The sequence below is a fragment of the Mycobacterium sp. 48b genome, assembly GCF_048282725.1.
Lineage (GTDB): Bacteria > Actinomycetota > Actinomycetes > Mycobacteriales > Mycobacteriaceae > Mycobacterium.
The window spans coordinates 4,744,023-4,769,941 of sequence record NZ_JBLVUL010000001.1 but is presented as its reverse complement, the minus strand read 5'-3'; the positions used below and the strand labels follow the sequence as shown (position 1 = coordinate 4,769,941).

The window sequence follows — 25,919 nt, the reverse complement described above, 5'->3', positions numbered from 1 at the left end:
ACATGACAACCGAACCCGCCGAGACCGCGGTGGAGCCGACGCAGTGGACGTTGCAGATGCTGCTCGACCTTTTCGACGCAGAACCCGCGGGGGAGAACCGTTTCACCGTGCAGACCGGCATCGCCGGCGTCGACGAGCGCCAGGTGGTGGAAGGAACCCAGATCGTGGGTGCGGCCATCGTCGCAGCGGCCAAACGGTTTCCGGACAAGTCGGTTCGCTCCGCGCACGCGGTGTTCGCCCGTGCGGTCATGGTCGGACCGCCGGTGGAGCTCGACATCGACGTGATCAGTGAAGGCCGGTCCACCGCCACCGCGGTGGTCGCCGCGTCGCAGAACGGAAAACGTTGCATCACCATCACGGTGTTCACCGACGTGCCCTCCGGTGACGTGATCCGGCATCACCTGCCGCGGCCCGAGGTCGCGGGTCCGGCAGACTCGAACGTCTCGCCCATGCCGATGATCGGCCGCGAGCTGCGGCTTGTCGACGTGGTGGACGTCAACAGCCCCGACGAGGTCGGCCCGCCCGAGCTCTACGCGTGGCTGCACTACGACCCCGTCCCGGCCCGTGACGACCTGGCCAAGGCGCTGATCGCGTACTTCACCGGGCACCTGGGTATTTCGACCACCATGCGGGCCCACGAAGGCATCGGTACCTCCCAGGCCCACCTCACCGTGTCGACCGCGCCGATGACCGTCACCGTGAGTTTCCACGAGCCGGTCCGCTGGGACGGCTGGCTGCTCTACAGCCACGAGAGCACCCAGGTCGGCTCGGGGATGTCCTATGTGCGCGGCGCCGTGCACACCGAAGAGGGCGAACTCATCGCGTCGTTCAGCCAGGACGCGCTGATCCGGCCGCTGCGCACCACCGACACCAGCATCTCGGCCCACTCGCGGCTGTAGGCAGGCGCCGCCGCTCAGATCTTCAGATACCCCTTGTCTGCCGGGATCTGGGCGGCGGTGACCAACGACGACGCGTCGCCGGCCAGCCACACCACGATGTCGGAGATGGTGTCGGGCGGGGCCAGCGAATCGGTCGGCAGGGCACCAGGGGAGAAGCTGTGGATGTAGGTCGGATGGTCGGCGAACATCTGATACATCGACAGGTCGTTGCCCATCGGGGTGTCGGTGCCGTACGGGTGGATCGAGTTCACCCGGATTCCGAACTCGCCCAGTTCGACCGCCAGCGAATTGGTGAGCCCGACGACGCCGAACTTGCTGGCACAGTAGTGACCGCACCCGGGCACGGCCTTGATGCCTGCGGCCGAGCTGACGGTGATGATCGAACCGCCGTTGCCCGCAGCGATCATCGGCGGCACCACCGCCTGCACGGTGTGGAAGAGCCCGGTGAGATTGACATCGATGATGTCCTGCCACTGCTGTGCCGGGATCTCCCACAGCCGGCCCCAATTGAGCACGCCGGCGTTGGCGACGACGATGTCGAGCCGGCCGAACTGCTCGACCGCGTCGGCGACCAGCCTGCGCTGCCCTTCGGCGTCGCGCACGTCGACCTCGCGGGCCAGGATCTTGCGGCCCTCGCCCTCGACCAATGCCACGGTCTCGGCGAGATCCTCCGGTGTGGCAGACGCATATCCGTTGTGCTCGGCGACGGGTGCGCAGGCGTCGAGCGCGACGATGTCGGCTCCCGCGCGGGCCAACCGCACACAATGCGAGCGGCCCTGCCCACGCGCGGCTCCGGTGACGTAGGCGACCCGCCCGGCAAGTGGGGCATCGGGATGGCTCATGCGGGTTGCTCCTCGGGTAGCGCGGGGACACGGACATCGGTGAACTCGTAGTCGGACAGCGGGGAACGGCGCGCGAACTGCCGGGAGCCGGTGATGGTCTGCGGTCGGTAGTACGGGGTTTCGTGCCGGGAGTTGACGAAATAGGTGTTCAGTCCCGACGTCGCGGTGTAGTACAGGTGCGCGACCCGGCCGTCGCGGCGCATCCGCTCGTTCCACAGGTTGAACGCGTCCTGACTGACGGTGGCGACCTGCGCGCCACGGTGGCGGGTCTCGTCGATGATCCGCACGGCGTGTGCGGCCACGGTCTCCACATAGTCCAGCCAGGCGAATCCGACGAAGCCGAGCGGGCCGACGATCTCCCAGCGGTTGGGTAGGCGTGGGTGGGCTGTGCCCGCATAACTGTGCAGGCCGTGTGCCCGGTAGTACCGGGCGAGGTCGAAACCGTTGGGCCCCAGGATGGTGTCCGGACGGTAGGTCTCCGGGTCGATCCACAGTTCGTAGCCGGTGGCCAGCACCAGCAGGTCGGCCGGGTGATCGACACCGTCGGTGGTGCGGATCCCGGTCGCGGTGATCCGCTCGATCGGCGTGGTGATCAGGTTGGTGTTCGGGTTGTTCAGTGCCGGCAGGAACGTGCTGGAGATCACCGGTCGCTTCGCCAGGATGCCATAGCGCGGCACCAACTTTCGCCGGGTCGCCGGGTCGTCGACGACCGCGCGCAACAACAGCCGGTACAGCAGCCGGGACCAACCGTCGTAGAGCGGCAGCAAGCGGCGCAACCATTTGTCCGGCAGCCGGGAGAACACGTGGACGATGGGCGCCACCATGAAGATGTCCATCGCCAGCCGGCCGGCCACGTTGACGACCGGGACGAATCCGGGCAGCCGGAACAGCCGCCGCAACCGCGGTGAGATGTCGAAGTCGACCTTCGGCAGCACCCACGCCGGAGTGCGTTGATAGACATCGAGATTGGCCGCTTCCGCCGACAGCGCGGCGGTGATCTGCACGCCCGACGATCCGGTCCCGATCACCGCGATGCGCTTGCCCACGGTGTCGTAGCTGTCGTCCCAGGCGTTGGGGCGCAGGATGGTTCCGGTGAAATCCTCGACCCCGTCGATGTCGACGGTGTTCTTGGCGTTGACGTACCCGCCGACCGAACTGACCACGAAACGCGCGGTCACGGGCGCGCCGTCGCGGATCTCCAGTCTCCACAAACCGTGTTCGTCGTCCCACTGCTGGCGGATGACCTCGGAGTTCGGCCGAAGGTGTTCGTAGAGTCCGAGATCCGTGGCCGTGTCGCGCAGGTAGCGATGGATCTCCGGCCCGGGAGCGAAGAATCTGCTCCAGTTCGGGTTGGGGGCGAACGACAGCTGGTACCACAGGGTGGGGATGTCGACGGCAAGGCCGGGGTAGTGGTTGTCGCGCCAGGTGCCACCGAAGTCGTTTCCGCGTTCGATGATGACGAAGTCGCGGATGCCCTTCTTGCGCAACAGGTGTGCTGTGGCGATGCCGCCGGGACCGGCGCCGATGATCGCCACCTCGTAGTCTGGCGTGCGCACGCGAGGAGCAATCGAAGATTCTGTCATTGCTGCCTTCCGGTGAGGCCGACGACGATGTGGTCGGACACGAATCGTTTCACCGCGCGTGGACTGTCGAGGTTCACGCCGATCGGGGGAGAAGTTCGAAGCTCAGCAGCAGGCGCACGATCCACTCGCTGGCCCGCGCCGGTGCGACGCCGGAGCCGACCTCGCCGCGTTCCTGGGCTGCCCGCACGATCGGCTTCCACAGCTCGATCGAGCGCCGCATCAGATCGTCACCCGTGTTGCGCAGCAGCAGCACCAGGATGCTCTCGTTGATGCCGCGCGGCGCCACGGAGTCCGACTGCTGCCGGTGCGCGCAGATGACCACGGCCGCCGCGGCGACCTGATCGGCCAGGGTGTCGTGACGGCCCACCTCTGCCGCGACGGTCTCGATGAACGCGTCGGCCAGATGGTCCAGCCCGATCCTGATGGCGTTGTCGCGACTGCCCAGTGCGTTGTGGGCGGTGCCGCGGGATACGCCCGCGTGTTCGGCGACTGCGGTGAGGCTGAATTGCCTTGGGCCCAAAAGCCTGAGCGTCGCCGCGGTGGCGCCGAGCAGCGCGGGTGGCACCGCCCGGTCCGTGTCGCGCATTTGAACACATTAACGAAATGTGTTCAATGCGGTCAGTGTTTTGGCAGATCTGCCGCCGCGGCGTCCAGCACGTCGTTGAACACCCTGGTCAGCATCGGCCGGCCCACCCAGCGGGTCAGCGCCCCGCCGATGAGTGGAAACTTCACCCGGAATGTCGTGGTCCATACGACGTGGGTGCCCCCGTCCACCGCGGCGAAGCCGACGCTGCCGTGCCGGTGTTCCGAGGGCGGGAAACTGCGTTCGACCGCGTAGTCGAACGAGTGCGGCGCGTCGTAGGCGGTGACGCGTTCCCGGAACCAGCCGATGGTCCAGAGCAGGATGCGCACCGCCCCCTGCCCGTAGGGCGCCTGCAGGCCGGGCTCGGCCAGCCGCTGCCGAAGCACCAGCGGCGAGCGCGTGAAATTGGCTGCGTTGCTCATGAATTCGAACACCTGATCCTGCGGTGCCGCGATGGTCCGTTCGACGGTGATGGTCTGCATCAGTCCTCCTGCTGTCTGGTCAGGGTGCGCGTTGCATCGGCGTCGCGCAGTTTGTCGGGGTTGCGCATCGCGTAGAGCGCGGTGATGAGTCCGTCGGTCACCTCGATGAGCAGGACCGAGTCCAGCGCGCCGTCCCGGCGGAACAGGACGGCCGGCATCGAGTTGTACCTGCCGAAGGTGACGTCGAACCCGGCCATATCGCCCTGGGCGAGTCCCGCCATGAACTGCGCGACGCGCTGCGGCCCGACGACCGGGCGACGCGCCGCCGACACCTGGCCGCCGCCGTCGGACAGCGCCACGACCTCGGGCGCCATCACTGCGACGAGTCCCTCGATGTCCCCGGTGTGAGCGGCCCGCAGGAACTTCGTGACGGTGGCGCGCGCCAGTTCCGGATCCGGCGCGAAGCGCCGGCGTCGGGCGCGAACGTGTTCGCGTGCGCGATGGGCGATCTGGCGCACCGTGGTGTCGGACTTGCCCACCACGCGGGCGATCTCGGGATGGCTGTAACCGAATACTTCGTTGAGGACGAACACCACGCGCTCGTCGGGGCTGAGCGTCTCCAGGATCAGCAGCATCGCCATCGAAACGGATTCGGCGAGAACGGCGTCCTCGCTCACGTCCGTCGCGGTCTGGATCGGCTCGGGAAGCCAGTTCCCGACATAGTCCTCGCGTCGGCGCCTGCTCGTGCGTAGCGCGTTGAGGGCCTGCCGCGTGACGATCTGAACCAGATACGCGTGCGGATAGGTGACCTCCCCCGCGGTGATCCACCGCAGATAGCTCTCCTGCACCACATCTTCGGCGTCAGCGGCACTTCCCAGGATCTCGTACGCCAGTGTGAAGAGCAGCGGACGCTGCCCGGCGAATATCTCGGTCGCGTTCAGATGATCCCCCTATGCCCGTGGTTGTCACACTCTCAGACACCGCTCGGCGGCCGAACCGTGACAGCCTTCGGCTGTGAGTTGGGTCACATGGAGGCGACGTCGTGCGCGTGGTGCACGATGTCGTGCAGGTGATAGACCGCGATCGTCGCGACGGTGAACTCGCTGCCGTTGCTGCGCAGGCCGCGCCGCGACCAGGCGTCGGCCGGCACGCGGTCGTAGGTGTCGGCGACGGCGCCTGCGGCCTCGAACAGTTCGGTGGCGACGGTGACCGGGTCCTGCGCTCCGTAGTCGTCGGCGATCGCGGTGGCGTCCTGATCCCAGTTCGGGAACTGCGGATCGTCCTCGGTCAGCATCAACTCCACGCGGTGCTCGAAGATCCGGTGAACGTCACGGATGTGGCAGCCGTACTCGAGGATCGACCACCGGTCCGTTCGGGTCCTGGCGGCCACCCCGGGACGGTGCAGGCGGGGCACCCACTGCGCGGCGTCGTCGCGGATCAGGCCGGCGACCTCGCCCCGGTGCACCACCGTCGGGTCGAACCCGCACTCGGGGCACACGCGGGACAGCACCCAGGTCCAGTCCTTGGTATCGGGCTCCAGCTCTTCCATGTCACCAGTGTCGACCCGCGGTCAGCCGGACGACAACGCCGATCTGAGCACATCGAGGGGCAGCCCACCCAGATCCAGTGCACGGCTGTGGAATTCCCGCAACGACGATCCCTTGCGCAGGCTCTCGTCGCGCAGTTCGTGCCAGATCCGCTGACCGATGGCGTACGAGGGTGCCTGCCCCGGCCAGCCCAGATAGCGATCCAGCTCGAAGCGCAGGTTCTCCTCGGCCATGGCCGAATGTGAGGTCAGGAAGTTCCACGCTCGCTCTGCGTCCCAGACCTCGCCGTCGGGTGCCGTCAGGCCGCAGTGCACGCCGATGTCGATGACCACCCGGGCCGCGCGGAACCGTTGCGCGTCAAGCATTCCCATCCGGTCCCCGGCATCGTCGAGCCAGCCCAGCTCGGCCATCAACCGCTCGGCGTACAGCGCCCAGCCCTCGCCGTGGCCCGACACCCAGCATCCCAGCCGCCGCCACCGGTTGAGCTGATCGGCCAAGGCCACCGCGCGGCCGATCTGCAGGTGATGGCCGGGCACACCTTCGTGGAAGACCGTGGTGGTTTCCTGCCAGGTGTGGAACTGCTCGACCCCGGGCGGTACCGACCACCACATGCGTCCGGGGCGCGACCAGTCCTCCGACGGCCCGGTGTAGTAGATGCCGCCGGTCTGGGTCGGCGCGATCCGGCACTCAAGGGTGCGAAGTGGCCCGTCGATGTCGAAGTGGGTGCCGGCCAGTGATTCCACCGCGCGGTCGGAGAGCTGCTGCATCCAGGCCTGCAGGGCGTCCGTGCCGCTGATGACGTATCGGGGCTCCTCGTCGAGCCGGCGCAGCGTCTCGGCTACCGTGGCACCTGGATAGAGCTGCTGGGCTATCGATTCCTGTTCGGCCACAACGGCATCGAGCAGTCCCAAACCCCACTCGTAGGCCTCGTCGAGATCGACGGCGGTGCCCAAAAACATCCGTGACATGAGGCGGTACGTGTCACGTCCACACGCATCGGATTGCCGGGCGAGCGGCGCGACCTCCTCGCGCAGCACATCGCCCAATTGCCGGTAGGCGTCGGCCGCGGCTTCACCCCGCTGCCGCAACTCGGCATGAAGGCGTGGGTTTCCCGGTGCCGCACCGGTGCACATCTGGGCGAACAGCTGCCCGATCTGACGGGCCTGGGCGACCCCGCGGGTGATCTGGCGCAGGGCGGGGGCGTGCCCGCTGCCGGCGGACTTCCGCAGCGCGTCCGCGTAACCTGCGGCCCGCTCGGGCACTTTCGCCAACCTCGCGGCGATCAGCGCCCAGTCATCCTCAGTGTCGGTGGGCATCAGGTCGAATACGTCGCGCATGGTCTGCAGCGGTGACGCGATGACGTTCAGCTCGCCCAGGTCCAGGCCGGCATCGTTGACGTCGACGATCGCGCCGAGGCGCTCGCGCAGTGCGGCCACGGTCACCACGTCGACGTCGTCGACGGGCTCGATCCCGTCGAGCTCCCGCAAGGTGGAACGGGCCGCCTCGGCCCGCGCCGTCACTCCCTGCGGGGAGTAGTCGGTGACGTCGTCGTCGTGACCTGTGATACCGAGTTCGGTTGCGGCGCACGGGTCGAGGCGCGCGTAGGTGTCCAGGTAGCGCTCGGCTACCTTGTCGACGGCGGTGGCGGCCCTAGCCAAGGTTGTTCGCGGCGAAGGTGTCGCACTTGTTCGGGTCACCGGTCTGGTATCCGATGGTGAACCACTTCTGGCGCTGTTCGGAGGAACCGTGGGTCCAGGCCTCGGGATTGACCCGGCCGGTGGCCTGCTTCTGGATCCGGTCGTCACCCACCGAGGAGGCCGCCGACAGCGCGTCGGCGATGTCCTTGTCGCTCAGCGGTTCCAGGAACGGCACGTCGGTGCCCTCCTGCCGGGTGATCGACGCGTAGTGCGCCCACACCCCGGCGTAGCAGTCGGCCTGTAGCTCGGTGCGCACACCGGCGCCGGTGGCGCCCTCGGGATCGCGCTGGGCCCGGCCCAGGTTGCCGAGCAGGTCCTGCACGTGATGACCGAATTCGTGGGCCACCACGTATTCCTGCGCGAGCGGGCCTCCGCTGGAACCGAACTGGTCGACGAGCACCTGGAAGAAGTCGGTGTCGAAGTAGGCCGTCTTGTCCACCGGGCAGTAGAACGGCCCGACGTCACTGGTGGCCGGACCGCAGCCGGTCTGGACCTGGCCCTTGAACAGTCGCACGTGCGGACGGGTGTAGCCCTTGAGCAGTTGCTGCCACACGCCGTCCACCGAGTTTCCGGTCGCGACCACGCGGCATTCGACCTTGGAGTTGGCATCCGCACCGGTCTTGCACTGGCTCAGGTCGAAACCTTCGGCCTCGACACCGTTGGTGGAGATCTCCTGCTGCTGGGGGAGCACCGTGCCGGGGTCGACACCGAGGAACAACGCGAGCACCACGATCAACAGGCCGCCCATTCCTCCGCCGATCGCGATGCCACGGCCGGGGCCGCGGCCACCGCCGGAACTGGAAGTGGTGCTCGTGTCGATCTGCATACCCTCGTTGAAGGTCATCGCGTGACTCCATCGCATTCGCCGGTAGGTGCGTGCTCAACAGCCCGTTCAGCTTGCCACACTAAGATTCAGGCGTGTCCGTCGTTGCGGAACATTCGACCATCGCCCACACCTCGCTGGGGCGGCTACGCGGCACCCGCGAAGGCGGGGTCAGCGTATGGCGGGGTGTCGAGTACGCCCAGCAGCCCATCGGCGCGCTGCGCTTCCTGGCGCCGCGGCCCGTGGTGCCCTGGACCGGGGTGCGCGACGCCGTCGAGCACGGCCCTTTGCCGCCACAGGGCCGGTCGTTCGTCGGGGGAGGCCGTGACGACCCCAAGGTCCGCGACGAGGCTTGCCTGACCGTCACGGTGTGGTCGCCCGACACGGGTGGATCGCTGCCGGTGATGGTGTGGATCCCCGGCGGAGCCTTCGTCTACGGCGCCGGGCAGTTGCAGCTGTACAACGGCTCGCGGCTGGCCGCGAACGGCAACGTGGTGGTCGTCAACGTCACCTACCGGCTCGGCGTGTTCGGCGGATTCGAACTCGGTGACCTGGGTGAGGGATTCGACGACAACCTGTGCCTGCGCGACCAAATTGCGGCGCTGCAGTGGGTGCGCGACAACATCGCCGCATTCGGCGGCGATCCCGAACAGGTGACGGTGTTCGGTGAATCGGCCGGTGCCACATCGGTGTTGGCCCTTCTGGCCAGCCCGGCCGCCGGCGGGTTGTTTGCCCGGGCCATCGCCCAGAGCCCGGCGCTGCCGCTGATCGCCGACCGCGAGGACCGGGCCCGGCAGTCGCGACGGTTCATGCAACTGCTGGGGGTCGGTGCCGAGCAGCTCAAGGTGCTGCCGCAGCGACAGTTGCGCCGCGCCGCCGGTCAGTTGCAGCTCGAGAGCGCGCAGCAGACACCGACATTGGCCTATGGGCTGACCCACGGTGTCGACCTGCTGCCGCTGCACCCGACCGAAGCCGCACGCGCGGGCGAGGTGTCCGCGGTGCCGCTGATCATCGGCACCAACAGCCACGAGGCGTCGATGTTCGCGTGGGGTAAGCCGCCGATGCTTCCGACCACGCCGGCCGGCGCCGAGGACTATCTGCGCCGTCACACGCCGCACGACCGCGACCGGGTGTTGGCCGCCTATCCGGATTTCCCGCGCCGCCGGGCACTGATCGCGTTCGGCTCCGACGTCATGTTCGGCGCGCCGACCTGGGCGTTCGCCGATGCCTACAGCGCGCACGCGCCCACCCACGTGTACCGGTTCGATCACACCACGTGGACGTTGAAGGTGTTGGGCCTCGGCGCGACGCACGGCAGCGAGATCGTGCACATCCAGCACAGCTACGGGTCATATCTCGGGCGCAAGCTGCACCCGCTGGGCCGGCGGGTACAGCCGTCGGTCGGCCGGCGGATGCAACGAACCTGGCTGGATTTCGCCCGGGCCGAGATCGCCGACTGGCCGGAGTACGACGTCGAGCGGCGGCTGACCCGGGTGATCCGGTCGACGCGCGACGAGACCGTCGCCGACCCCGACGCGGTGCGCCGGGTGGCGTGGGAAGGGCTGGGCTGACGCCCTACTTGCCGTAGCGCTCGTTGCTGTATCGGCGCAGGTTGTACAGGAACCGCTGGAACAGCCACGCCATCACCGGCCGGCCCATGGTCATCCCGAGCCGCCCGGCCAGCCCCCTCGGCTTCATGGCCATCACCCAGGTCAGGTGGCAGCCGTCGGCGGTCTCCACCACGCGGTAATCCTCGGCGAAGGCAGAGATCGCGTTCGAGGTGCTGGTGTTGAAACGGAATGCCATGTGGGAGAACGGTTCCCATGCCAGGAATTCCTCGTCGCCGACGATGTGGCCGCGCATCGTGACCGTGCGCGTGGTGCCGATGCCCCGGGGTTCGGGGCTGGTCCACTCCACGTTGGTGATGACGGTGGCCCAGTGTGGCCAGGAGGTCGCGTCGCTGAGCACCTCGAACAGCTGCTCGGGGGTGATGGCGAGGTCGACGGTGCTGACGAAGCGGAACGGCGCGCGGTCGATGAAGTCCAACTCGACGCGTTCGCACTGGTAGGTCCGGGCCATGGGTAGACACCCTAGGGGAGAGTGTCTAGTGGTGGGTCAGCCCGGGCCGTCGCCGGCGGCCGCCAGCAAGGGGACGACGACGTCACTGATCGGGGTGGGCAGGCCATACGCGGCGGCCTTGCGGATGATGACGCCGTTGCGGGTGTCCCATTCCAGCGGCCGGCCTGCCTGGTGGTCGGTCAGCATCGAGGTGGTCAGATCCTCTGGCGCGGCGGCCAGCATCGTGACGATCTCATCGACCACCGCATCGGCCAGCTCGGCGCCGTCGGCCCGGGCCACCGCCAGGCATTCGGTCAGGTAGCCCCGCGCCAGCGTGGCCACGTCGTCGCGGCGGAACATCCCCGCGCGTCGGTCGGCCAGCACCATGAACCCGACCACGGCGTTGACCAGTAGCTTGCGCCAGGCGGCGCTGCGGAAATCGGGGTCGCGTTCGACGGTGATCGCGGTGCCGTGCAGCACGTCGGCCACGGTCGCGGTCGCCGGGGTGTCGGGCAGCACCAGCCGGGCCTCACTGCGCAGCCGGACCCAGCCGCCGGGCTGCATCTCCGATGAGATCCACACCGCTGCGGGCACGACGTGGGCCTCATCGGTGTACCGGCTGACCGCACTGACCCGCTCGACCTGCTCGACGCCGTTCTGCAGCGCGCACACCACGGTGTTCTCGTCGCACAGCCGGTCCAGCCAGGCCGCGGCGTGGGCGTTCTGGGTGTCCTTGACGGCGAGAAACACCACGTCGAGCGGGCCGTCGACGATGGCAGGATCGGTGCGCACCGGGCCCGGCACCCGGATGGGCTCGCCGTCGTCGGGCCGGACCTCGACACCGTCGCGTGGGGTCCGTCCACACAGCACCACGGACTTGCCGGCCGCATGCAGCAGTGCGGCGACAGTGGAGCCGATGGCGCCCGGACCGATGACCGCGATGGGGGAGTTCACCATCGCCAAGCTACCGCCGCAGATCGACTCTCTAGACTGGTCAGTCGTCACCACCCGTCTGATCTCAACATTCAGGAGTTTTTGTGCTGCGCAGTCATGCCGCCGGTTCATTGCGGGCCGCGGATGCCGGTCAAACGGTCACCTTGGCGGGATGGGTGGCGCGTCGCCGTGATCACGGCGGCGTCATCTTCATCGACCTGCGTGACGCGTCGGGTGTGTCACAGGTGGTGTTCCGCGAAGGCGACGTGCTCGCCGCCGCGCACCGGCTGCGCGCCGAGTTCTGCATCGCCGTCACCGGCACGGTCGAGGTCCGGCCCGAGGGCAACGAGAACCCCGACATCCCCACCGGCAAGATCGAGGTGAACGCCACCTCGCTGACCGTGCTGTCCGAGAGCGCCCCGCTGCCGTTCCAGCTCGACGAGACCGCAGGCGAGGAAGCCCGGCTCAAGTACCGCTACCTGGATCTGCGCCGGGAGGGCCCGGGCCACGCAATCCGGTTGCGTTCCAAGGTGAATGCGGCCGCCCGCAACGTGCTGTCCGAGCACGACTTCGTCGAGATCGAAACCCCGACGTTGACGCGTTCGACCCCGGAAGGCGCCCGCGACTTCCTGGTGCCCGCGCGCCTGCAGCCCGGCTCGTTCTACGCGCTGCCTCAGAGCCCGCAGTTGTTCAAGCAGCTGCTCATGGTCGCCGGCATGGAGCGCTACTACCAGATTGCGCGCTGCTACCGCGACGAGGACTTCCGCGCCGACCGCCAGCCGGAGTTCACCCAGCTCGACATGGAGCTCAGCTTCGTCGACGCCGACGATGTCATCGCGATCTCCGAGCAGATCCTGAAGGCGTTGTGGGCCCTCGTCGGCTACGACCTGCCGCTGCCGCTGCCGCGGATCAGCTACGCCGAGGCGATGCGCCGGTTCGGTTCCGACAAGCCCGACCTGCGGTTCGGCGTCGAACTCATCGAGTGCACCGACTACTTCAAGGACACCCCGTTCCGGGTGTTCCAGGCGCCGTACGTCGGCGCTGTCGTCATGACCGGCGGTGCGTCGCAGCCGCGCCGCACCCTCGACGGCTGGCAGGAATTCGCCAAGCAGCGTGGCCACAAGGGTCTGGCCTACGTGCTCATCGCCGAGGACGGCACGCTGGGTGGCCCGGTGGCCAAGAACCTCACCGACGCCGAGCGCGACGGACTGGCCGCCCACGTCGGTGCCCAGCCCGGTGACTGCGTGTTCTTCGCCGCGGGCCCGGCCAGGACGGCGCGTGCGCTGCTGGGCGCGACCCGCATCGAGATCGCCAAGCGCCTGAACCTGATCGACCCGGCCGCCTGGGCGTTCACCTGGGTGGTGGACTTCCCGATGTTCGAGCCCGCCGACGTGGCGACCGCCTCGGGCGACGTGGCCGTGGGTTCGGGTGCCTGGACGGCCGTTCACCACGCCTTCACCGCGCCCAAGGTCGAGTCGGAGGACACCTTCGACACCGATCCGGGCAGCGCGTTGTCCGACGCCTACGACATCGTCTGCAACGGCAACGAGATCGGCGGCGGCTCGATCCGTATCCATCGGCGCGACATCCAGGAACGGGTGTTCGCCATGATGGGCATCGACCACGATGAGGCCCAGGACAAGTTCGGATTCCTGTTGGACGCCTTCGCCTTCGGGGCGCCGCCGCACGGCGGCATCGCGTTCGGCTGGGACCGCATCACTGCGCTGCTGGCCGGGGTGGACTCGATCCGCGAGGTCATCGCGTTCCCCAAGTCGGGCGGCGGCGTCGACCCGCTGACCGATGCGCCCGCGCCGATCACCCCGCAACAGCGCAAGGAATCGGGAATAGACGCCAAGCCCGAGGAGCTCAAGAAGTCATGAGCGATATCGATCCCGACTTCGACAAGGGCGAGCTGGTCGCCGACGCGGCGGCCCTCGATGACTTCAACCGCAACGTGGTCGAGGAATTCCGGGCCAACGGCGGCAAGGTGGGCGGTCCGTTCGAGGGGGCCGACTTGCTGTTGCTGCACACCACCGGCGCCAAGTCGGGCCGGCCGCGGCTGTCCCCACTGGCCTATCTGACCGTCGACGGCAAGATGTTGATCGTGGGCTCGTACGCGGGCGCGCCGAAGGATCCGGCGTGGGTGCACAACCTGCGGGCCAATCCGAAGGTCCGCATCGAGCTGGGCGGCGGCGCGTATGACGCGACGGCTCGGGAACTGCCCGACGCCGAGCGCGATGCGGCCTACCCGAAGATCACCGAGGCCGCACCCGTGTTCGCCGAGTATCAGTCCAAGACCACCCGGGCCATCCCGCTGTTCGAGTTGGTCCGCGCTTAACCTGTACGTCAACTGTCACGCTGGAGTGGCAGTGGAAGTCGAGTGCCACTCCAGCCTGACAAACCGGTTACAGCCGCTCGATGATGGTCGCGTTGGCCATGCCCCCGCCCTCACACATCGTCTGCAGGCCGTAGCGCCCGCCACGCTGCTGCAGGGCATTGACCAGCGTGGTCATGATGCGTGCCCCGCTGGCGCCCAGCGGGTGCCCGATCGCGATCGCCCCGCCGTTGACGTTCGTCTTGCCCAGATCGGCACCGGTGTCGGCCGCCCAGGCCAGCACCACCGGGGCGAAGGCCTCGTTGACCTCGAACAGGTCGATGTCCGCCAGCGTCAGACCGGAACGCGCGAGCACCTTCTCGGTGGCCGGGATGACGCCGGTCAGCATGTAGAGCGGATCGGAGCCCACGACCGTCGTGGTGTGGATGCGCGCCAGCGGCTTCAGGCCGAGCCTGCGTGCCGTCGCACCGCTGGTGATCATCACCGCGGCGCTGCCGTCGGACAACGGTGACGAGTTTCCGGGGGTGATCTCCCAGTTGATCTGCGGGAATCGGGCGGCATAGGCCTCGTTGTAGAACGCAGGCCTCAGTCCGGACAGGGTGTCGACCGTCGTCCCCGGCCGGATGATCTCGTCGATGCTCAGTCCGGCGACCGGCGCGAGTTCGGCGTCGAACAGCCCGTCTTTGGTGGCCCGGGCGGCCTTCTCGTGGCTGCTCGCCGAGAACTCGTCGAGCTGGGCCCGGGAGAATCCCCACTTCGCCGCGATCAGTTCAGCGCTGATCCCTTGCGGGACAAGCCCTTCGGAGTACCGCTCGGCAAAGGCCAGGCCGAACGGGTCGCTGCCCGGCAGTACCGAGCTGCCCATCGGGACCCGCGACATGGACTCCACGCCCGCCGCGATCACGACGTCGTAGGCACCGGCCAGCACACCTTGGGCGGCGAAGCTGATCGCCTGCTGGCTACTGCCGCACTGGCGGTCGACGGTGGTCCCGGGTACCGATTCGGGGAATCCGGCGCCCAGCAGCGCGTTGCGGGCGATGTTGACGGCTTGATCGCCGACCTGGGTCACGGCGCCGGCGATGACGTCGTCGACGAGTACCGGGTCGACACCCGTCCGGGTGATCAGCTCCCGAAGGCTGTGGGCCAGAAGATCCGCGGGCAGGACGCCGTGCAGTGCGCCGTTGGCCTTGCCTTTGCCGATCGGGGTTCGGACCGCTCCGACGATGACTGCGTCCCGGTCTGCATATCCGGTCATTCCGTGCCTCCTGATGCTCGACGCTGAGTATTGTTATGGCTACCCAGATATAGCACCTGGGTATAGTTAGAACAACTCAGGGATGGGGTTTGATTCCGTGGGAATGCTGCAGGGCAGGCTCGCCGACCGCGACAGTTGGTCGGCGGTGGGCCATTGCCCGATCGAGAGGACCATGGCGTTCGCAGGCACCAAGTCGGCGATGCTGATCATGCGCGAGGCCTTCTACGGCACCACCAGATTCGACGACTTCGCGCGCCGGGTCGGAATCACCAAGGCGGCAACCTCGGCGCGGCTCTCCGACCTGGTGGCCGCCGGTCTGCTGGCAAAGCGGCCCTACCGCGAGCCAGGTCAGCGCGAGCGCGACGAATACGTGCTCACCGAATCGGGGACCGACTTCATGCCGGTGGTGTGGGCCATGTTCGAGTGGGGTCGCAAACATCTCGGCGACACCGGGCTGCGACTCGCGCACGACGGCTGTGGTGCCCTGGCCGGCGTCGAAATCCGTTGTGATGAAGGACACTACGTGCCGCCAGAGGACCTGGTGGTCCGCTACGAGCGTCGCAGTTCGTGATCACCGCTACTCTCGGCCCGTGCTGCACTTACGCGTCATAGCGCCTGCCGATCTGCGTGAACCCATCCTCCGGGTCCTGCACGAGCAGCCCGGCGTCGCCCACATCGTGTTGTTGCCCGATGCCGCCCTCGATCCCGTCGGCGACCAGTTCACCGCTGATGTCGCCCGCGAAGCCGCTGACGACGTCGTCCAGCGCCTGAAATCCCTTGATGTGCAGCATTTCGGCGCCATCACCCTCGAGCCGCTCGACACCGTCCTGTCCAGCGCGGCCTATCACGCCGAGGACGTCGCGGGAGGCGACGGGGCCGATGCGGTGATCTGGGACGAGCTGGTGTCGCGCACCCGCGAGGAGTCCAGCCTCAGCGTGACCTACCTGATGTTCCTGTGCATCGCGTGCCTGCTCGCCGCGATCGGCGTGGTGACCGATTCGGCCATCACCGTGGTCGGGGCAATGGTCGTGGGCCCGGAGTTCGGCCCGCTCGCGGCACTCGCGGTCGCGCTGGTCCAACGCCGGATGTCGCTGGCGCGCCGCGCCGGCGCGGCTCTGTTGGTGGGCTTCCCGCTGGCCATGGTCGTCACCGGGGTCGCGACGCTCGGTTTCGAGGCGCTGGGCTGGGTGCAACTGACCGCCTTCAGTGAACTCACCGAGGTCGATTTCATCTTCCGGGTGGGACCGTTCTCATTCGTCGTCGCACTTCTGGCCGGCGCCGCCGGAATGCTGTCGCTCGTGTCGTCGAAATCCGAGGCGCTGGTGGGAGTCTTCATCTCGGTGACGACCGTGCCCGCCGCCGGTTTCGCCGTGGTGGCCGCTACCGTGGGCGATTGGGGCGTCGCCGCCGACTCCGTATTGCAGTTGCTGGTGAACCTGCTGGGCATCACGTCGGCCGGAGTCCTGACGCTCGCGGTCTACCGTCGCGCGAAGGTCGGTCGCGCCGTCACAAGTGGCTGATGCCCGAGGCGAGGAAGAACACTCCGACCGCGCCGGCGATCACCGCCACCACCAGTCGATGATGGCGCCCCATCCAGGCATACAACCGCTCGACGCCTGACCGGGTGGCCTCCGGCGCGACCCAGAAGCTGACGATCGGGATCAGCGCCGCCAGAAAACCGACCAGGTTGAACACGACCAACGCGGCCATCTGCTCGGCCAACGCTGCACCCGAGGTGAGGGCCGCGGCCATCGCCGCCAGGTAGTAGGGCGTGGGGAAACCGTTGATGAGGCCGAGCAGGGCCGCGGCCCACGGAGCCTCACCGCGCAGCGCGGACTGCATGCCCGCAGGCAGTTTCGACAGAGCAGGCACGGCGTCCACCGTGGGCGGTTCGGTGCCGTCGCCCACCGCAGCCGGTACCGCCCGGCGCGCGCGTACCCGGTTGAACAGGCGTTCGAGCTGTCCGGTGAGCGAAAGGACCGCGATCACCAGTGCCACGGCGCCGATACCGATCTCCAGTCCCGGCGACATCGAGCTGCCTCCGTCGCCGGTGGCGTTCTTGAACACGAACACCACGGCGGCGCCCACCGCGACATTGGCGGTGAAGGCGAACAGGAAGAACGGGAGCAGCAACCGCACCGGCCGTGACCGCGACAGCATGAAGGCAACGACCCCGATTCGCAGGGGATCGATTGCCGCCACGGCGGCCATCACCAGCACGGTGCTCCACATCGCGGGCGGCCACATCCCTTCAGCTCAGTCACTCCACCGCTGAATTCAACCAGCGCCGACCGAATCCGGCCGAATCCGGGCGTGTCGACGGCGGCCGTCTGTTGCCCGCAGTGCGGGGGAGTGCGCCTTGTGGTGGGATTTGCAGATGGGGATCAAAGTGGCGCTGGAGCACCGCACCAGCTACACCTTCGACCGGTTGGTGGAGCTGCATCCACACGTCATCCGGTTGCGCCCGGCGCCGCACTCACGCACCCCCATCGAGGCGTATTCGCTGACCGTCGAGCCGGCCGGCCATTTCATCAACTGGCAGCAGGACGCATTCGGGAACTTCCTGGCCCGCTTGGTGTTTCCGGACCGGGCCCGCACACTGACCATCACCGTGGCGCTCATCGCCGACCTGAAGGTGATCAACCCGTTCGACTTCTTCATCGAGGATTACGCCGAGAGCTTCGGCTTCGAGTACCCCAAGGCGCTGCTGGAGGATCTCAAGCCGTACCTGCGCCCGGTCGACGAGGCGGGTGAGGGGTCGGGACCGGGTGAACTCCTCAAGGCGTGGGTGAGCAATTTCACCGTGCCGCCCGGCACCCGCACGATCGACTATCTGGTGGCGCTCAACCGCGCGGTCAACGCCGATGTCGGCTACTCCGTGCGGATGGAACCCGGTGTGCAGACCCCCGACGTCACGCTGCGCACCGGAATCGGGTCGTGCCGTGACTCGGCTTGGTTGTTGGTGTCCGTCCTGCGTCAGCTGGGGCTGGCGGCGCGGTTCGTCTCGGGCTACCTGGTCCAGCTGACCTCCGATGTGCAGGCGCTGGACGGACCGTCCGGCCCCACTGCGGATTTCACCGACCTGCACGCGTGGGCCGAGGCGTACATCCCGGGCGCGGGCTGGATCGGCCTGGACCCGACGTCGGGACTGTTCGCCGGGGAGGGTCACATCCCGCTCTCGGCGACCCCGCACCCGGAGTCGGCGGCGCCGATCACCGGTGCCACCGGACCGTGTGAATCCACGCTGGAGTTCTCCAACCTGGTCACCCGGATCCACGAGGACCCGAGGGTGACGCTGCCGTACACCGACGCCGCCTGGACCGCGATCACCAAGCTGGGCGCCGAGGTCGATCAGCGCCTGGCCGACGGCGACGTGCGGCTCACGGTCGGGGGCGAGCCGACGTTTGTCTCGATCGACAACCAGGTGGATCCGGAATGGACCACGGACGCCGACGGCGCGCACAAGCGCGAGCGAGCCTCGGTGCTCGCGGCCCGTCTCAAGGCGGTGTGGGCGCCGGCCGGGCTGATCCAGCGCAGCCAGGGCAAGTGGTATCCGGGAGAGCCGTTGCCGCGCTGGCAGATCGGCCTGTTCTGGCGTACCGACGGCGAGCCGCTGTGGAACGATGCGGCGCTGCTGGCCGATCCGTGGGGTGGGGAGGTGCCCGCCCTGGCCGACGACGCCGGTCAGCGCCTGCTCGCGACGGTCGCCGCCGAATTCGGGCTTCCCGCCGGTCAGGTTCGCCCGGCGTATGAGGATGCGCTGAGCCGTTTGGCGGCCGCCGCGCGTCAGCCGGCGGGCGAGCCGGTGGCCGCGGCCGACGATCTGGCCGATGACACCCCGGACGCCCGGGCCGAGCTGCTGGCCCGGCTCGACACCCCGGTCGATCGGCCTGCCGCCTACGTCCTTCCCCTGCACCGCCGCGCCGACGGCTCCGGCTGGGCCAGTGCGGACTGGCAGCTGCGGCGCGGGCGGATCGTGCTCACCGAGGGTGATTCACCGGCCGGGTTGCGGCTGCCGCTGGATGCGATCAGCTGGCGTCCACCGCCCCCGGCCTATGACGCCGACCCGCTGTCACGGCGCACCGACGTGCGCGCCGAACCCGACGAGGCCGCGCTCGAGCCCGCCGACGACGCACCCACCACGGCGCTGGTCGCCGAGATCCGGTCCGGGTTCCTCTACGTCTACCTGCCCCCGACCGAGGCGCTCGACGACTTCGTCGACCTGGTGGCCCGCGTCGAGTCTGCGGCCGCCAAGCTGGACACGCCGGTGGTGATCGAAGGGTACGGACCGCCACCGGACCCCCGCCTCACGTCCATGTCGGTGACCCCGGATCCGGGCGTCATCGAGGTCAACGTCGCCCCGACCGCCGGCTTCGCCGAGCAGAAGGCCCAACTGGAGACCCTCTACGAGCAGGCCCGGCAGGCCCGGCTGTCGACCGAATCGTTCGACGTGGACGGAACGCACGGCGGTACCGGCGGCGGCAACCACATCACCCTCGGTGGCATCACGCCGGCCGACTCGCCACTGCTGCGCCGGCCCGATCTGCTGGTCTCGCTGCTCACCTACTGGCAGCGCCACCCCGCCCTGTCCTACCTGTTCGCCGGCCGGTTCATCGGCACCACCTCCCAGGCGCCGCGGGTCGACGAGGGCCGGTCCGAAGCGCTCTACGAGCTGGAGATCGCCTTCGCCGAGATCGCGCGGCTTTCCGCCGCAGGCGGGTCTTCACAAGCTTGGGTCACCGACAGGGCACTCCGCCACCTGCTCACCGACATCACCGGCAACACCCACCGCGCCGAATTCTGCATCGACAAGCTCTACAGCCCCGACAGTGCACGAGGACGACTGGGGCTGCTGGAGTTGCGTGGCTTCGAGATGCCGCCCCACTTCCAGATGGCGATGGTGCAGTCGCTGTTGGTGCGCGCGCTGGTGGCCCGGTTCTGGGAGGAGCCGCTGCGGGCTCCACTGATCCGCCACGGTGCCAACCTGCACGGCCGATACCTGTTGCCGCACTTCCTGATCCAGGACATCGCCCAGGTCGCGGCCGACCTGCGGGCGCACGGCATCAACTTCGACACCAGCTGGCTGGATCCCTTCACCGAGTTCCGGTTCCCGCGGGTGGGGACCACGGTGTGCGACGGCGTGGAGATCGAGCTGCGCGGCGCGATCGAACCGTGGAACGTGTTGGGGGAGGAGTCGACTGCCGGGGGCACCGCCCGCTACGTGGACTCGTCGGTGGAACGGGTCCAGGTGCGGCTGGTCGGGGCCGACCGGCACCGCTACATCGTGACCGCCAACGGTTACCCGATTCCGTTGCTGGCCACCGACAATCCCGACATCCAGGTGGGCGGTGTGCGGTTCCGCGCCTGGCAGCCACCCAGCGCACTGCACCCGACGATCACCGTGGACTCCCCGCTGCGGTTCGAACTCGTGGACGCCACCACAGGACAGTCCAAGGGCGGCTGCACCTACCACGTCGCTCACCCGGGTGGACGGTCCTACGACACCCCGCCCGTCAACGCCGTCGAGGCCGAATCGCGGCGCGGCCGCCGGTTCGAAGCGACGGGGTTCACCCCGGGCACCATCGACCTGTCGGATCTCAAGGAGAAGCAGGCGCGCCAATCCACTGATGTCGGCGCGCCCGGAATTCTGGATCTCCGCCGGGTGCGTACCGTTCTTCACTGATGGTTCTACGTGCGAATGGCTCACCGGAGCCCGCTCTGGCCACCGGTGTAGCCACGGACACCGGTGTGGATGTCGACGGCGTGCTGGCTGCCTATCGCAGCTCCCGGGCCCAGCAGGCGCTCTTCGACGTGCGCGACGACGGTGGCGGTGCCGGCTACGACGAGCTGGTCGATGCATCCGGCGATGTCCGCCCGGCCTGGCGGGAGCTGGCCGAGGGTGTCGGCGAGCGCGGCCGCGACGGACTGGACCGGTTGCGGGCGGTGGTGCGCGGCCTCGTCGACAACGACGGCATCACCTACATCCAGGTGGACCGCCACGGGGAGGTGGTCACCGACGGCGACGGAACCGCGGTGCCCGGCCCCTGGCGTCTCGATGCCCTGCCGCTGGTCGTCTCGGCAGAGGACTGGGACGGCCTGGAATCGGGCCTGGTGCAGCGCTCCCGGCTGCTGGATGCCGTTCTGGGCGATCTCTACGGGGCCCGGCGCTCGATCACCAGCGGGGTGCTGCCCGCCCAGTTGCTGTTCGCCCACCCCGGGTACGTGCGCGCCGCCCGCGGGATCATGGTGCCCGGACGCCATCAACTGTTTCTGCACGGCTGCGACATCAGCCGCGGCGACGACGGTGCATTCGTCGTCAACGCGGACTGGACGCAGGCACCCTCGGGTGCCGGCTACGCGCTGGCCGACCGCCGCGTCATCGCCCACGCGGCCCCCGACCTCTACGAGCGGATCGGCCCGCGGCCGGCCTCGCCCTGGGCCCAGGCGCTACGCCTGGCGCTTCTGGACGCGGCACCCGAGGCTGCCGAGGAGCCCGTGGTGGTGGTGCTCAGTCCCGGCATCCATTCCGAGACCGCCTTCGACCAGGCCTATCTGGCCGGAGTGCTCGGCTTCCCGCTCGTGGAGAGTGCCGATCTGGTGGTCCGCGACGGCACGCTGTGGATGCGGTCGCTGGGCACCCTCAAACGCGTCGACGTGGTGTTGCGCCGCGTCGACGCCGATTACGTTGACCCGCTCGATCTGCGCCCCGATTCCCGGCTCGGGGTGGTCGGCCTGGTCGAGGTGTTGCGGCGAGGCGCGGTGACGGTGGTGAACACGCTCGGTAGCGGAGTTCTGGAAAGTCCGGGCCTGGCCCGGTTTCTGCCGCAGCTGGCCGAGCTGCTGCTCGACGAGACGCCGCAGCTGACGACCGCTCCGATGTACTGGGGCGGCATAGACATCGAGCGCTCCCACCTTCTCACCAAACTGTCCTCGCTGTTGATCCGGCCGGTGACCGGCGGTGAGACCATCGTCGGGCCGATGCTCTCGACGGCCGCCCGCGAGAACCTGGCGGCCCGAATCGAGGCCGATCCGACCGGGTGGGTGGGGCAGGAACTTCCTCAGTTCTCCACCGCGCCAACCGATTACCGGGCCAAGGGATTGGCGGCCGGAAACGTCGGCATGCGGCTGTTCACGGTCGCGCAACGCGGCGGGTACGCCCCGATGATCGGTGGTCTGGGCTACGTGGTCGCCCCAGGGCATGCCGCCTACCGGATGAACACCCTTGCCGCCAAGGATGTCTGGGTGCGCACACCGCACCGCGTCACCGCCGGGCGCGCCCCGGTGGTGTCGGTGGAGCTGGTCGCCCCCGGTGCGATCCCCAGTCCGACCCGGGCGGTCAGCTCGCCCCGTGTGCTCTCGGACCTGTTCTGGATGGGACGCTACGCCGAGCGCGCCGAGGGTATGGCCCGGTTGCTCACCGTCACCCGGGAGCGCTACCACGAGTTCCGCTATCGCCCGGATCTCGAAGAAAGCCAATGTGTTCCGGTGCTGTTGGCGGCAGTCGGATCGATCACGGGCACCGATACCGGCGACACCGGCGACGACCACGAGATGGTCGCGATCGCCCCGGCCACGCTGTGGTCGGCCACCGCCGACCGGCACCGGCCGGGCTCGCTGGCCCAATCGGTCGAGCGCCTCGCGTTGGCGGCACGGTCGGTGCGTGACCAGATGTCCAACGACACCTGGATGGTGCTGGCCGGGGTGGAACGCGCGGTGATGCGACCGTCGGCCGCTCCGCCCGAATCACCCACCGCCGCAGACCTCTATCTCGCCAACGCGCACAACCAGACGCTGGCCGGGATGCTGGCGCTGTCCGGGGTGGCCGCGGAGTCGATGGTGCAGGACATCGGCTGGACCATGATGGATCTCGGCAAGCGGATCGAGCGGGGCCTGGCGCTGACCGCGCTGCTGCGTTCCACCCTGACGACGGTGCGCAGCGCCGACGCCGAGCGTGCGGTGACCGAGTCGGCCCTGGTGGCCTGTGAATCATCGGTGATCTACCGACGGCGCAACCCCGGCCAGATCAAGATCGCGGCGATCGCCGAACTGGTGTTGTTCGATGCGGAGAACCCCAGATCGTTGATCTACCAGCTGGAGCGAATCCGGACCGGCCTCAAGACCCTGCCCGGATCGTCGGGCTCGTCGCGTTCGGAACGCCTGGTCGACGAACTGGCCACCCGGTTGCGGCGGCTGGACCCGGCCGATCTCGAGGAGGTCACCGACGAGGGCAGACGCGCCGAGTTGGCTGCTCTGCTCGACGGTATGCACACCGGACTGCGGGACCTGTCCGGCGTCATCACCGCGGCCCACCTGTCCCTGCCCGGCGGCATGCAACCGCTGTGGGGGCCTGACGAACGGCGGGTGGTGCCGTGACCGGACCCAGCACGCGCTGCTACGAGATCACCCATCGCACCGTCTACCGGTACTCCGACGATGTCACCAGCTCCTATGGCCGGGGGTTTCTCACGCCGCGCGACCTGGACTGGCAGCGGTGCCTGTCCCACGAACTGGTGATCGAACCGGACGCGGCGGACCGGTCCACCAGCCGCGACGCGTATGGCAACACCAGCTCGTACTTTCACGTCACCGAGCGTCACCGCACGCTGCAGATCACCAGCCACTCGGTGGTGGAGGTGGATCCGCCTGAACCCGAACGCTATTCAGGAGCGTCGGCGCGGGCGCCGTGGGAGCTGGCCCGCCCGGTCGGCGGGGACGGCGCACTGGCCGCCGAGTTCACCTTGGACCTGTCGCCACCCGAGATCACCGATGCGGTGCGCGAATACGCCGCACCGAGTTTTGTGCCGGGGCGGCCGCTGATCGAGGTGCTGCGCGAACTGACGTCGAGGATCTACGCCGACTTCACCTACCGGTCGGGTTCGACGACGGTGTCGACCCAGGTGGCCGAAGTGCTGGCGGCTCGGGAGGGCGTGTGCCAGGACTTCGCCCGGCTGGCGATCGCCTGCCTGCGGGCCAACGGCCTGGCCGCCAGCTACGTGTCGGGTTACCTCGCCACCGATCCGCCGCCCGGAAAGGAGCGGATGATCGGGGTGGACGCGACGCATGCCTGGGCGTCGGTGTGGACGCCGCAGAACGTCTGGCTGGGAATGGATCCCACCAACGACCAGATGGTGGACGAGCGCTACATCGCGGCCGGATTCGGCCGCGACTATGCCGACGTGCCGCCGTTGCGCGGCATCATCTACACAGATTCGGACAGTAGTGTGATCGAGGTGTCGGTGGACGTGGCACCGTACCCGCCGGATCGAGGAGGGTTGCTGCATGCGTGATTTCAATTGCCCGAACTGTGGTCAGCGCCTGGCGTTCGAGAACTCCCTGTGTCTTTCCTGCGGCAGTGCGCTGGGGTTCTCGGTCGACGACATGGCGCTGCTGGTGATCACCGACACCGACCAGAACGGCCACGCAGGCGCGGTGGACGAGGACAAGTTTCAGCTGTGCGCGAATCTGCATCTGGCCGAGTGCAATTGGCTCGTCCGGATCGGTCAGGGCGATCAGCTGTGCGCCTCGTGCGCACTGACCCGCACCCGGCCGGCCGACACCGATACCGCGGCGCTGGCGGCGTTCGCCGAGGCGGAGCAGGCCAAGCGCCGGTTGATCGCCGAACTCCACGAGCTGAAGCTGCCGATCGTCGGGCGGGATCAGGACCCCGAGTTCGGTCTGGCGTTCGACCTGCTCTCCAGCGCGACGGACAAGGTGTTCACCGGCCATCACAACGGGGTCATCACCCTGGATCTCGCCGAGGGCGACGATGTGCACCGTGAGCAGCTGCGGATCGCGATGGACGAGCCGTATCGGACGCTGCTGGGCCACTTCCGCCACGAGATCGGCCATTACTACTTCTATCGGCTGGTCGACCCGTCGGAGGGCTACTCGGCGCGGTTCCGGGAGTTGTTCGGAGATCCGGACGCCGACTATCAGGCCGCGCTGGATCGGCACTACCAGGAAGGTCCGCCCGCGGGCTGGGAAGACGAGTTCGTCTCGTCGTACGCCACCATGCACGCGGCAGAGGACTGGGCCGAGACCTTTGCGCACTACCTGCACATCCGCGACACGTTGGACACTGCGGCGGCCTTCGGGTTCGCCGCTGCCGGGGCGACTTTCGAGCGGAAAATACTGGGGCCCAGCGGTTTCGACACCATCATCGAGATGTGGCTGCCACTGGCGTGGTCGCTGAACATGGTGAACCGGTCGATGGGCCATGTCGATCTGTACCCGTTCGTGTTGCCTCCGGCGGTGCTGGAGAAGATGCGCTTCGTTCACACCGTCATCGACGAGGTCACCGCCTAGGCCACCGGTGGCCTGACGGGATCGAGTATCCCGTGGGCGAGCCGGGACAGCGCCCCCTTGATCTGCTCGACGCTGATTCCCCGTGCACGCTGGTGGGTGAAGCTCTCCGCTGCCAATGGCGCCAGTAGCACATCCACCAGTGGATCCGGTTCGGCCACACCGGCTTCGGCCAACAGGGCGCGCACATGTGCTGCCCAGAAGCCGTATGCCCCGGTGGCGAACCGGGCGCCCCCGGTCTCGGCGCCGAGTGCCAGATCGGCATGCGTATCCAGGAGTTCGATCATCGCGGCGTAAAACGCCGAGAGTCGTTCGGCCGGTGGCGCGCCCGGTCCCAGCGGCGGCGGGCCGGACAACAACTGCTGCTGCAACGTGCGTTCGTGTTCATCGAGCAGCGCCTCGGCGACGGCGGCGGTGCTCGGGTATCGGCGATACAGCGTGCCCCGCCCGACGTGGGCCGCCGTCGCGATGTGGTCCATCGTGACTGTCCGCGGATCGCGACTGGCGAACACCGTGGCGGCCGCCGCAAGGATTTTCGCGCGGTTGCGCGCCGCATCGGCCCGCTCCGCGCCGATCCGTTCGGAGCCGCCGTCGTCGGCCGCAAGGAGGTCTGCGCCGATTTCCATCAGTGCACTCTAAC

General features: G+C 68.4%; 23 protein-coding genes. 10 read left to right on the top strand and 13 right to left on the bottom strand.

Annotated elements, in window-relative coordinates:
- Positions 1 to 2 precede the first annotated feature (2 nt).
- Positions 3 to 899 carry an acyl-CoA thioesterase gene (locus ACNQR1_RS23250; RefSeq protein ID WP_418048050.1) on the top strand — a complete coding sequence of 299 codons (897 nt, stop codon included), beginning with the start codon at positions 3 to 5 and terminating at the stop codon, positions 897 to 899.
- A gap of 14 nt (positions 900 to 913) precedes the next feature.
- On the opposite strand, the gene ACNQR1_RS23245 is transcribed toward ACNQR1_RS23250, so the two are convergent.
- From ACNQR1_RS23245 to ACNQR1_RS23210, 8 genes are all read right to left on the bottom strand, one after another.
- Positions 914 to 1,741: a mycofactocin-coupled SDR family oxidoreductase gene (locus ACNQR1_RS23245; RefSeq protein WP_418048049.1), complete on the bottom strand. Its 828-nt coding sequence runs from the start codon at positions 1,739 to 1,741 to the stop codon at positions 914 to 916.
- Positions 1,738 to 3,297, bottom strand: a complete 1,560-nt coding sequence (locus ACNQR1_RS23240) for a flavin-containing monooxygenase (RefSeq protein ID WP_418048048.1) — start codon at positions 3,295 to 3,297, stop codon at positions 1,738 to 1,740. The genes ACNQR1_RS23245 and ACNQR1_RS23240 overlap by 4 nt, the downstream gene beginning before the upstream one ends.
- Positions 3,298 to 3,397: 100 nt before the next feature.
- Complete coding sequence (locus ACNQR1_RS23235; RefSeq protein WP_418048047.1) at positions 3,398 to 3,910, bottom strand: TetR/AcrR family transcriptional regulator; 513 nt, start codon at positions 3,908 to 3,910, stop codon at positions 3,398 to 3,400.
- Positions 3,911 to 3,942: 32 nt separating this feature from the next.
- Positions 3,943 to 4,389 (bottom strand): SRPBCC family protein, encoded by a 447-nt coding sequence (locus ACNQR1_RS23230; RefSeq protein ID WP_418048046.1) that lies wholly within the window; start codon positions 4,387 to 4,389, stop codon positions 3,943 to 3,945.
- Positions 4,389 to 5,270: an RNA polymerase sigma-70 factor gene (locus ACNQR1_RS23225; protein ID WP_418050466.1), complete on the bottom strand. Its 882-nt coding sequence runs from the start codon at positions 5,268 to 5,270 to the stop codon at positions 4,389 to 4,391. The genes ACNQR1_RS23230 and ACNQR1_RS23225 overlap by 1 nt, the downstream gene beginning before the upstream one ends.
- Before the next feature lie 83 nt (positions 5,271 to 5,353).
- Positions 5,354 to 5,878 carry a DinB family protein gene (locus ACNQR1_RS23220; RefSeq protein ID WP_418048045.1) on the bottom strand — a complete coding sequence of 175 codons (525 nt, stop codon included), beginning with the start codon at positions 5,876 to 5,878 and terminating at the stop codon, positions 5,354 to 5,356.
- A 21-nt stretch (positions 5,879 to 5,899) separates the two neighbouring features.
- Positions 5,900 to 7,534: a DUF885 domain-containing protein gene (locus tag ACNQR1_RS23215; RefSeq protein ID WP_418048044.1), complete on the bottom strand. Its 1,635-nt coding sequence runs from the start codon at positions 7,532 to 7,534 to the stop codon at positions 5,900 to 5,902.
- On the bottom strand, positions 7,527 to 8,417 hold the full coding sequence (locus ACNQR1_RS23210; protein WP_418048043.1) for a neutral zinc metallopeptidase: 891 nt from the start codon (positions 8,415 to 8,417) through the stop codon (positions 7,527 to 7,529). Before ACNQR1_RS23210 ends, ACNQR1_RS23215 begins: the two co-directional genes overlap by 8 nt.
- A 74-nt stretch (positions 8,418 to 8,491) precedes the next feature.
- Here ACNQR1_RS23210 and ACNQR1_RS23205 point away from each other — a divergent pair, with 74 nt between their 5' ends.
- A complete protein-coding gene (locus ACNQR1_RS23205) occupies positions 8,492 to 9,967 on the top strand; it encodes a carboxylesterase/lipase family protein (protein WP_418048042.1) in 1,476 nt (491 codons plus the stop codon).
- Positions 9,968 to 9,971: 4 nt separating this feature from the next.
- Here the strand turns inward: ACNQR1_RS23205 and ACNQR1_RS23200 are convergent, their stop codons facing one another.
- Positions 9,972 to 10,475: an SRPBCC family protein gene (locus ACNQR1_RS23200; RefSeq protein ID WP_418048041.1), complete on the bottom strand. Its 504-nt coding sequence runs from the start codon at positions 10,473 to 10,475 to the stop codon at positions 9,972 to 9,974.
- 36 nt (positions 10,476 to 10,511) lie between these two features.
- Entirely contained in the window at positions 10,512 to 11,411 is a 900-nt protein-coding gene (locus ACNQR1_RS23195) for an oxidoreductase (RefSeq protein ID WP_418048040.1), read from the bottom strand.
- Positions 11,412 to 11,491: 80 nt separating this feature from the next.
- On the opposite strand from ACNQR1_RS23195, the gene aspS reads away from it, so the two are divergent.
- Together aspS and ACNQR1_RS23185 are read left to right on the top strand one after the other, a co-directional pair.
- A complete protein-coding gene (aspS, locus tag ACNQR1_RS23190) occupies positions 11,492 to 13,267 on the top strand; it encodes an aspartate--tRNA ligase (protein WP_418048039.1) in 1,776 nt (591 codons plus the stop codon).
- Complete coding sequence (locus tag ACNQR1_RS23185; RefSeq protein ID WP_418048038.1) at positions 13,264 to 13,725, top strand: nitroreductase family deazaflavin-dependent oxidoreductase; 462 nt, start codon at positions 13,264 to 13,266, stop codon at positions 13,723 to 13,725. The genes aspS and ACNQR1_RS23185 overlap by 4 nt, the downstream gene beginning before the upstream one ends.
- Before the next feature lie 67 nt (positions 13,726 to 13,792).
- On the opposite strand, the gene ACNQR1_RS23180 is transcribed toward ACNQR1_RS23185, so the two are convergent.
- Positions 13,793 to 14,977 (bottom strand): thiolase family protein, encoded by a 1,185-nt coding sequence (locus ACNQR1_RS23180; protein ID WP_418048037.1) that lies wholly within the window; start codon positions 14,975 to 14,977, stop codon positions 13,793 to 13,795.
- An 82-nt stretch (positions 14,978 to 15,059) separates the two neighbouring features.
- Here ACNQR1_RS23180 and ACNQR1_RS23175 point away from each other — a divergent pair, with 82 nt between their 5' ends.
- Entirely contained in the window at positions 15,060 to 15,548 is a 489-nt protein-coding gene (locus tag ACNQR1_RS23175) for a winged helix-turn-helix transcriptional regulator (RefSeq protein ID WP_418048036.1), read from the top strand.
- 19 nt (positions 15,549 to 15,567) lie between these two features.
- On the top strand, positions 15,568 to 16,497 hold the full coding sequence (locus tag ACNQR1_RS23170) for a DUF389 domain-containing protein (RefSeq protein ID WP_418048035.1): 930 nt from the start codon (positions 15,568 to 15,570) through the stop codon (positions 16,495 to 16,497).
- On the opposite strand, the gene ACNQR1_RS23165 is transcribed toward ACNQR1_RS23170, so the two are convergent.
- Positions 16,484 to 17,224 carry a GAP family protein gene (locus ACNQR1_RS23165; protein ID WP_418048034.1) on the bottom strand — a complete coding sequence of 247 codons (741 nt, stop codon included), beginning with the start codon at positions 17,222 to 17,224 and terminating at the stop codon, positions 16,484 to 16,486. The two genes, ACNQR1_RS23170 and ACNQR1_RS23165, sit on opposite strands and share 14 nt — an antisense overlap.
- Positions 17,225 to 17,354: 130 nt before the next feature.
- Here ACNQR1_RS23165 and ACNQR1_RS23160 point away from each other — a divergent pair, with 130 nt between their 5' ends.
- From ACNQR1_RS23160 to ACNQR1_RS23145, 4 genes are read left to right on the top strand one after another with little or no spacing between them, the layout of a single operon-like run.
- A complete protein-coding gene (locus tag ACNQR1_RS23160; protein ID WP_418048033.1) occupies positions 17,355 to 20,660 on the top strand; it encodes a DUF2126 domain-containing protein in 3,306 nt (1,101 codons plus the stop codon).
- Positions 20,660 to 23,350 carry a circularly permuted type 2 ATP-grasp protein gene (locus tag ACNQR1_RS23155; RefSeq protein ID WP_418048032.1) on the top strand — a complete coding sequence of 897 codons (2,691 nt, stop codon included), beginning with the start codon at positions 20,660 to 20,662 and terminating at the stop codon, positions 23,348 to 23,350. The genes ACNQR1_RS23160 and ACNQR1_RS23155 overlap by 1 nt, the downstream gene beginning before the upstream one ends.
- Entirely contained in the window at positions 23,347 to 24,264 is a 918-nt protein-coding gene (locus ACNQR1_RS23150; RefSeq protein WP_418048031.1) for a transglutaminase family protein, read from the top strand. Before ACNQR1_RS23155 ends, ACNQR1_RS23150 begins: the two co-directional genes overlap by 4 nt.
- Positions 24,257 to 25,282, top strand: coding sequence for a zinc-binding metallopeptidase family protein (locus ACNQR1_RS23145; protein ID WP_418048030.1), 1,026 nt, complete (start codon positions 24,257 to 24,259; stop codon positions 25,280 to 25,282). Before ACNQR1_RS23150 ends, ACNQR1_RS23145 begins: the two co-directional genes overlap by 8 nt.
- On the opposite strand, the gene ACNQR1_RS23140 is transcribed toward ACNQR1_RS23145, so the two are convergent.
- Positions 25,279 to 25,905, bottom strand: a complete 627-nt coding sequence (locus ACNQR1_RS23140; protein ID WP_418048029.1) for a TetR/AcrR family transcriptional regulator — start codon at positions 25,903 to 25,905, stop codon at positions 25,279 to 25,281. The genes ACNQR1_RS23145 and ACNQR1_RS23140 overlap by 4 nt on opposite strands.
- Positions 25,906 to 25,919 lie beyond the last annotated feature (14 nt).

Coding starts and splice junctions, on each gene's coding strand:
- ACNQR1_RS23250 (WP_418048050.1), top strand. CDS start 3: ATGACAACCGAACCCGCCGAGACCGCGGTGGAGCCGACGCAGTGGACG.
- ACNQR1_RS23245 (WP_418048049.1), bottom strand. CDS start 1,741: ATGAGCCATCCCGATGCCCCACTTGCCGGGCGGGTCGCCTACGTCACC.
- ACNQR1_RS23235 (WP_418048047.1), bottom strand. CDS start 3,910: ATGCGCGACACGGACCGGGCGGTGCCACCCGCGCTGCTCGGCGCCACC.
- ACNQR1_RS23230 (WP_418048046.1), bottom strand. CDS start 4,389: ATGCAGACCATCACCGTCGAACGGACCATCGCGGCACCGCAGGATCAG.
- ACNQR1_RS23220 (WP_418048045.1), bottom strand. CDS start 5,878: ATGGAAGAGCTGGAGCCCGATACCAAGGACTGGACCTGGGTGCTGTCC.
- ACNQR1_RS23210 (WP_418048043.1), bottom strand. CDS start 8,417: ATGACCTTCAACGAGGGTATGCAGATCGACACGAGCACCACTTCCAGT.
- ACNQR1_RS23200 (WP_418048041.1), bottom strand. CDS start 10,475: ATGGCCCGGACCTACCAGTGCGAACGCGTCGAGTTGGACTTCATCGAC.
- ACNQR1_RS23195 (WP_418048040.1), bottom strand. CDS start 11,411: ATGGTGAACTCCCCCATCGCGGTCATCGGTCCGGGCGCCATCGGCTCC.
- ACNQR1_RS23185 (WP_418048038.1), top strand. CDS start 13,264: ATGAGCGATATCGATCCCGACTTCGACAAGGGCGAGCTGGTCGCCGAC.
- ACNQR1_RS23180 (WP_418048037.1), bottom strand. CDS start 14,977: ATGACCGGATATGCAGACCGGGACGCAGTCATCGTCGGAGCGGTCCGA.
- ACNQR1_RS23175 (WP_418048036.1), top strand. CDS start 15,060: ATGGGGTTTGATTCCGTGGGAATGCTGCAGGGCAGGCTCGCCGACCGC.
- ACNQR1_RS23165 (WP_418048034.1), bottom strand. CDS start 17,224: ATGTGGCCGCCCGCGATGTGGAGCACCGTGCTGGTGATGGCCGCCGTG.
- ACNQR1_RS23160 (WP_418048033.1), top strand. CDS start 17,355: ATGGGGATCAAAGTGGCGCTGGAGCACCGCACCAGCTACACCTTCGAC.
- ACNQR1_RS23155 (WP_418048032.1), top strand. CDS start 20,660: ATGGTTCTACGTGCGAATGGCTCACCGGAGCCCGCTCTGGCCACCGGT.
- ACNQR1_RS23145 (WP_418048030.1), top strand. CDS start 24,257: ATGCGTGATTTCAATTGCCCGAACTGTGGTCAGCGCCTGGCGTTCGAG.
- ACNQR1_RS23140 (WP_418048029.1), bottom strand. CDS start 25,905: ATGGAAATCGGCGCAGACCTCCTTGCGGCCGACGACGGCGGCTCCGAA.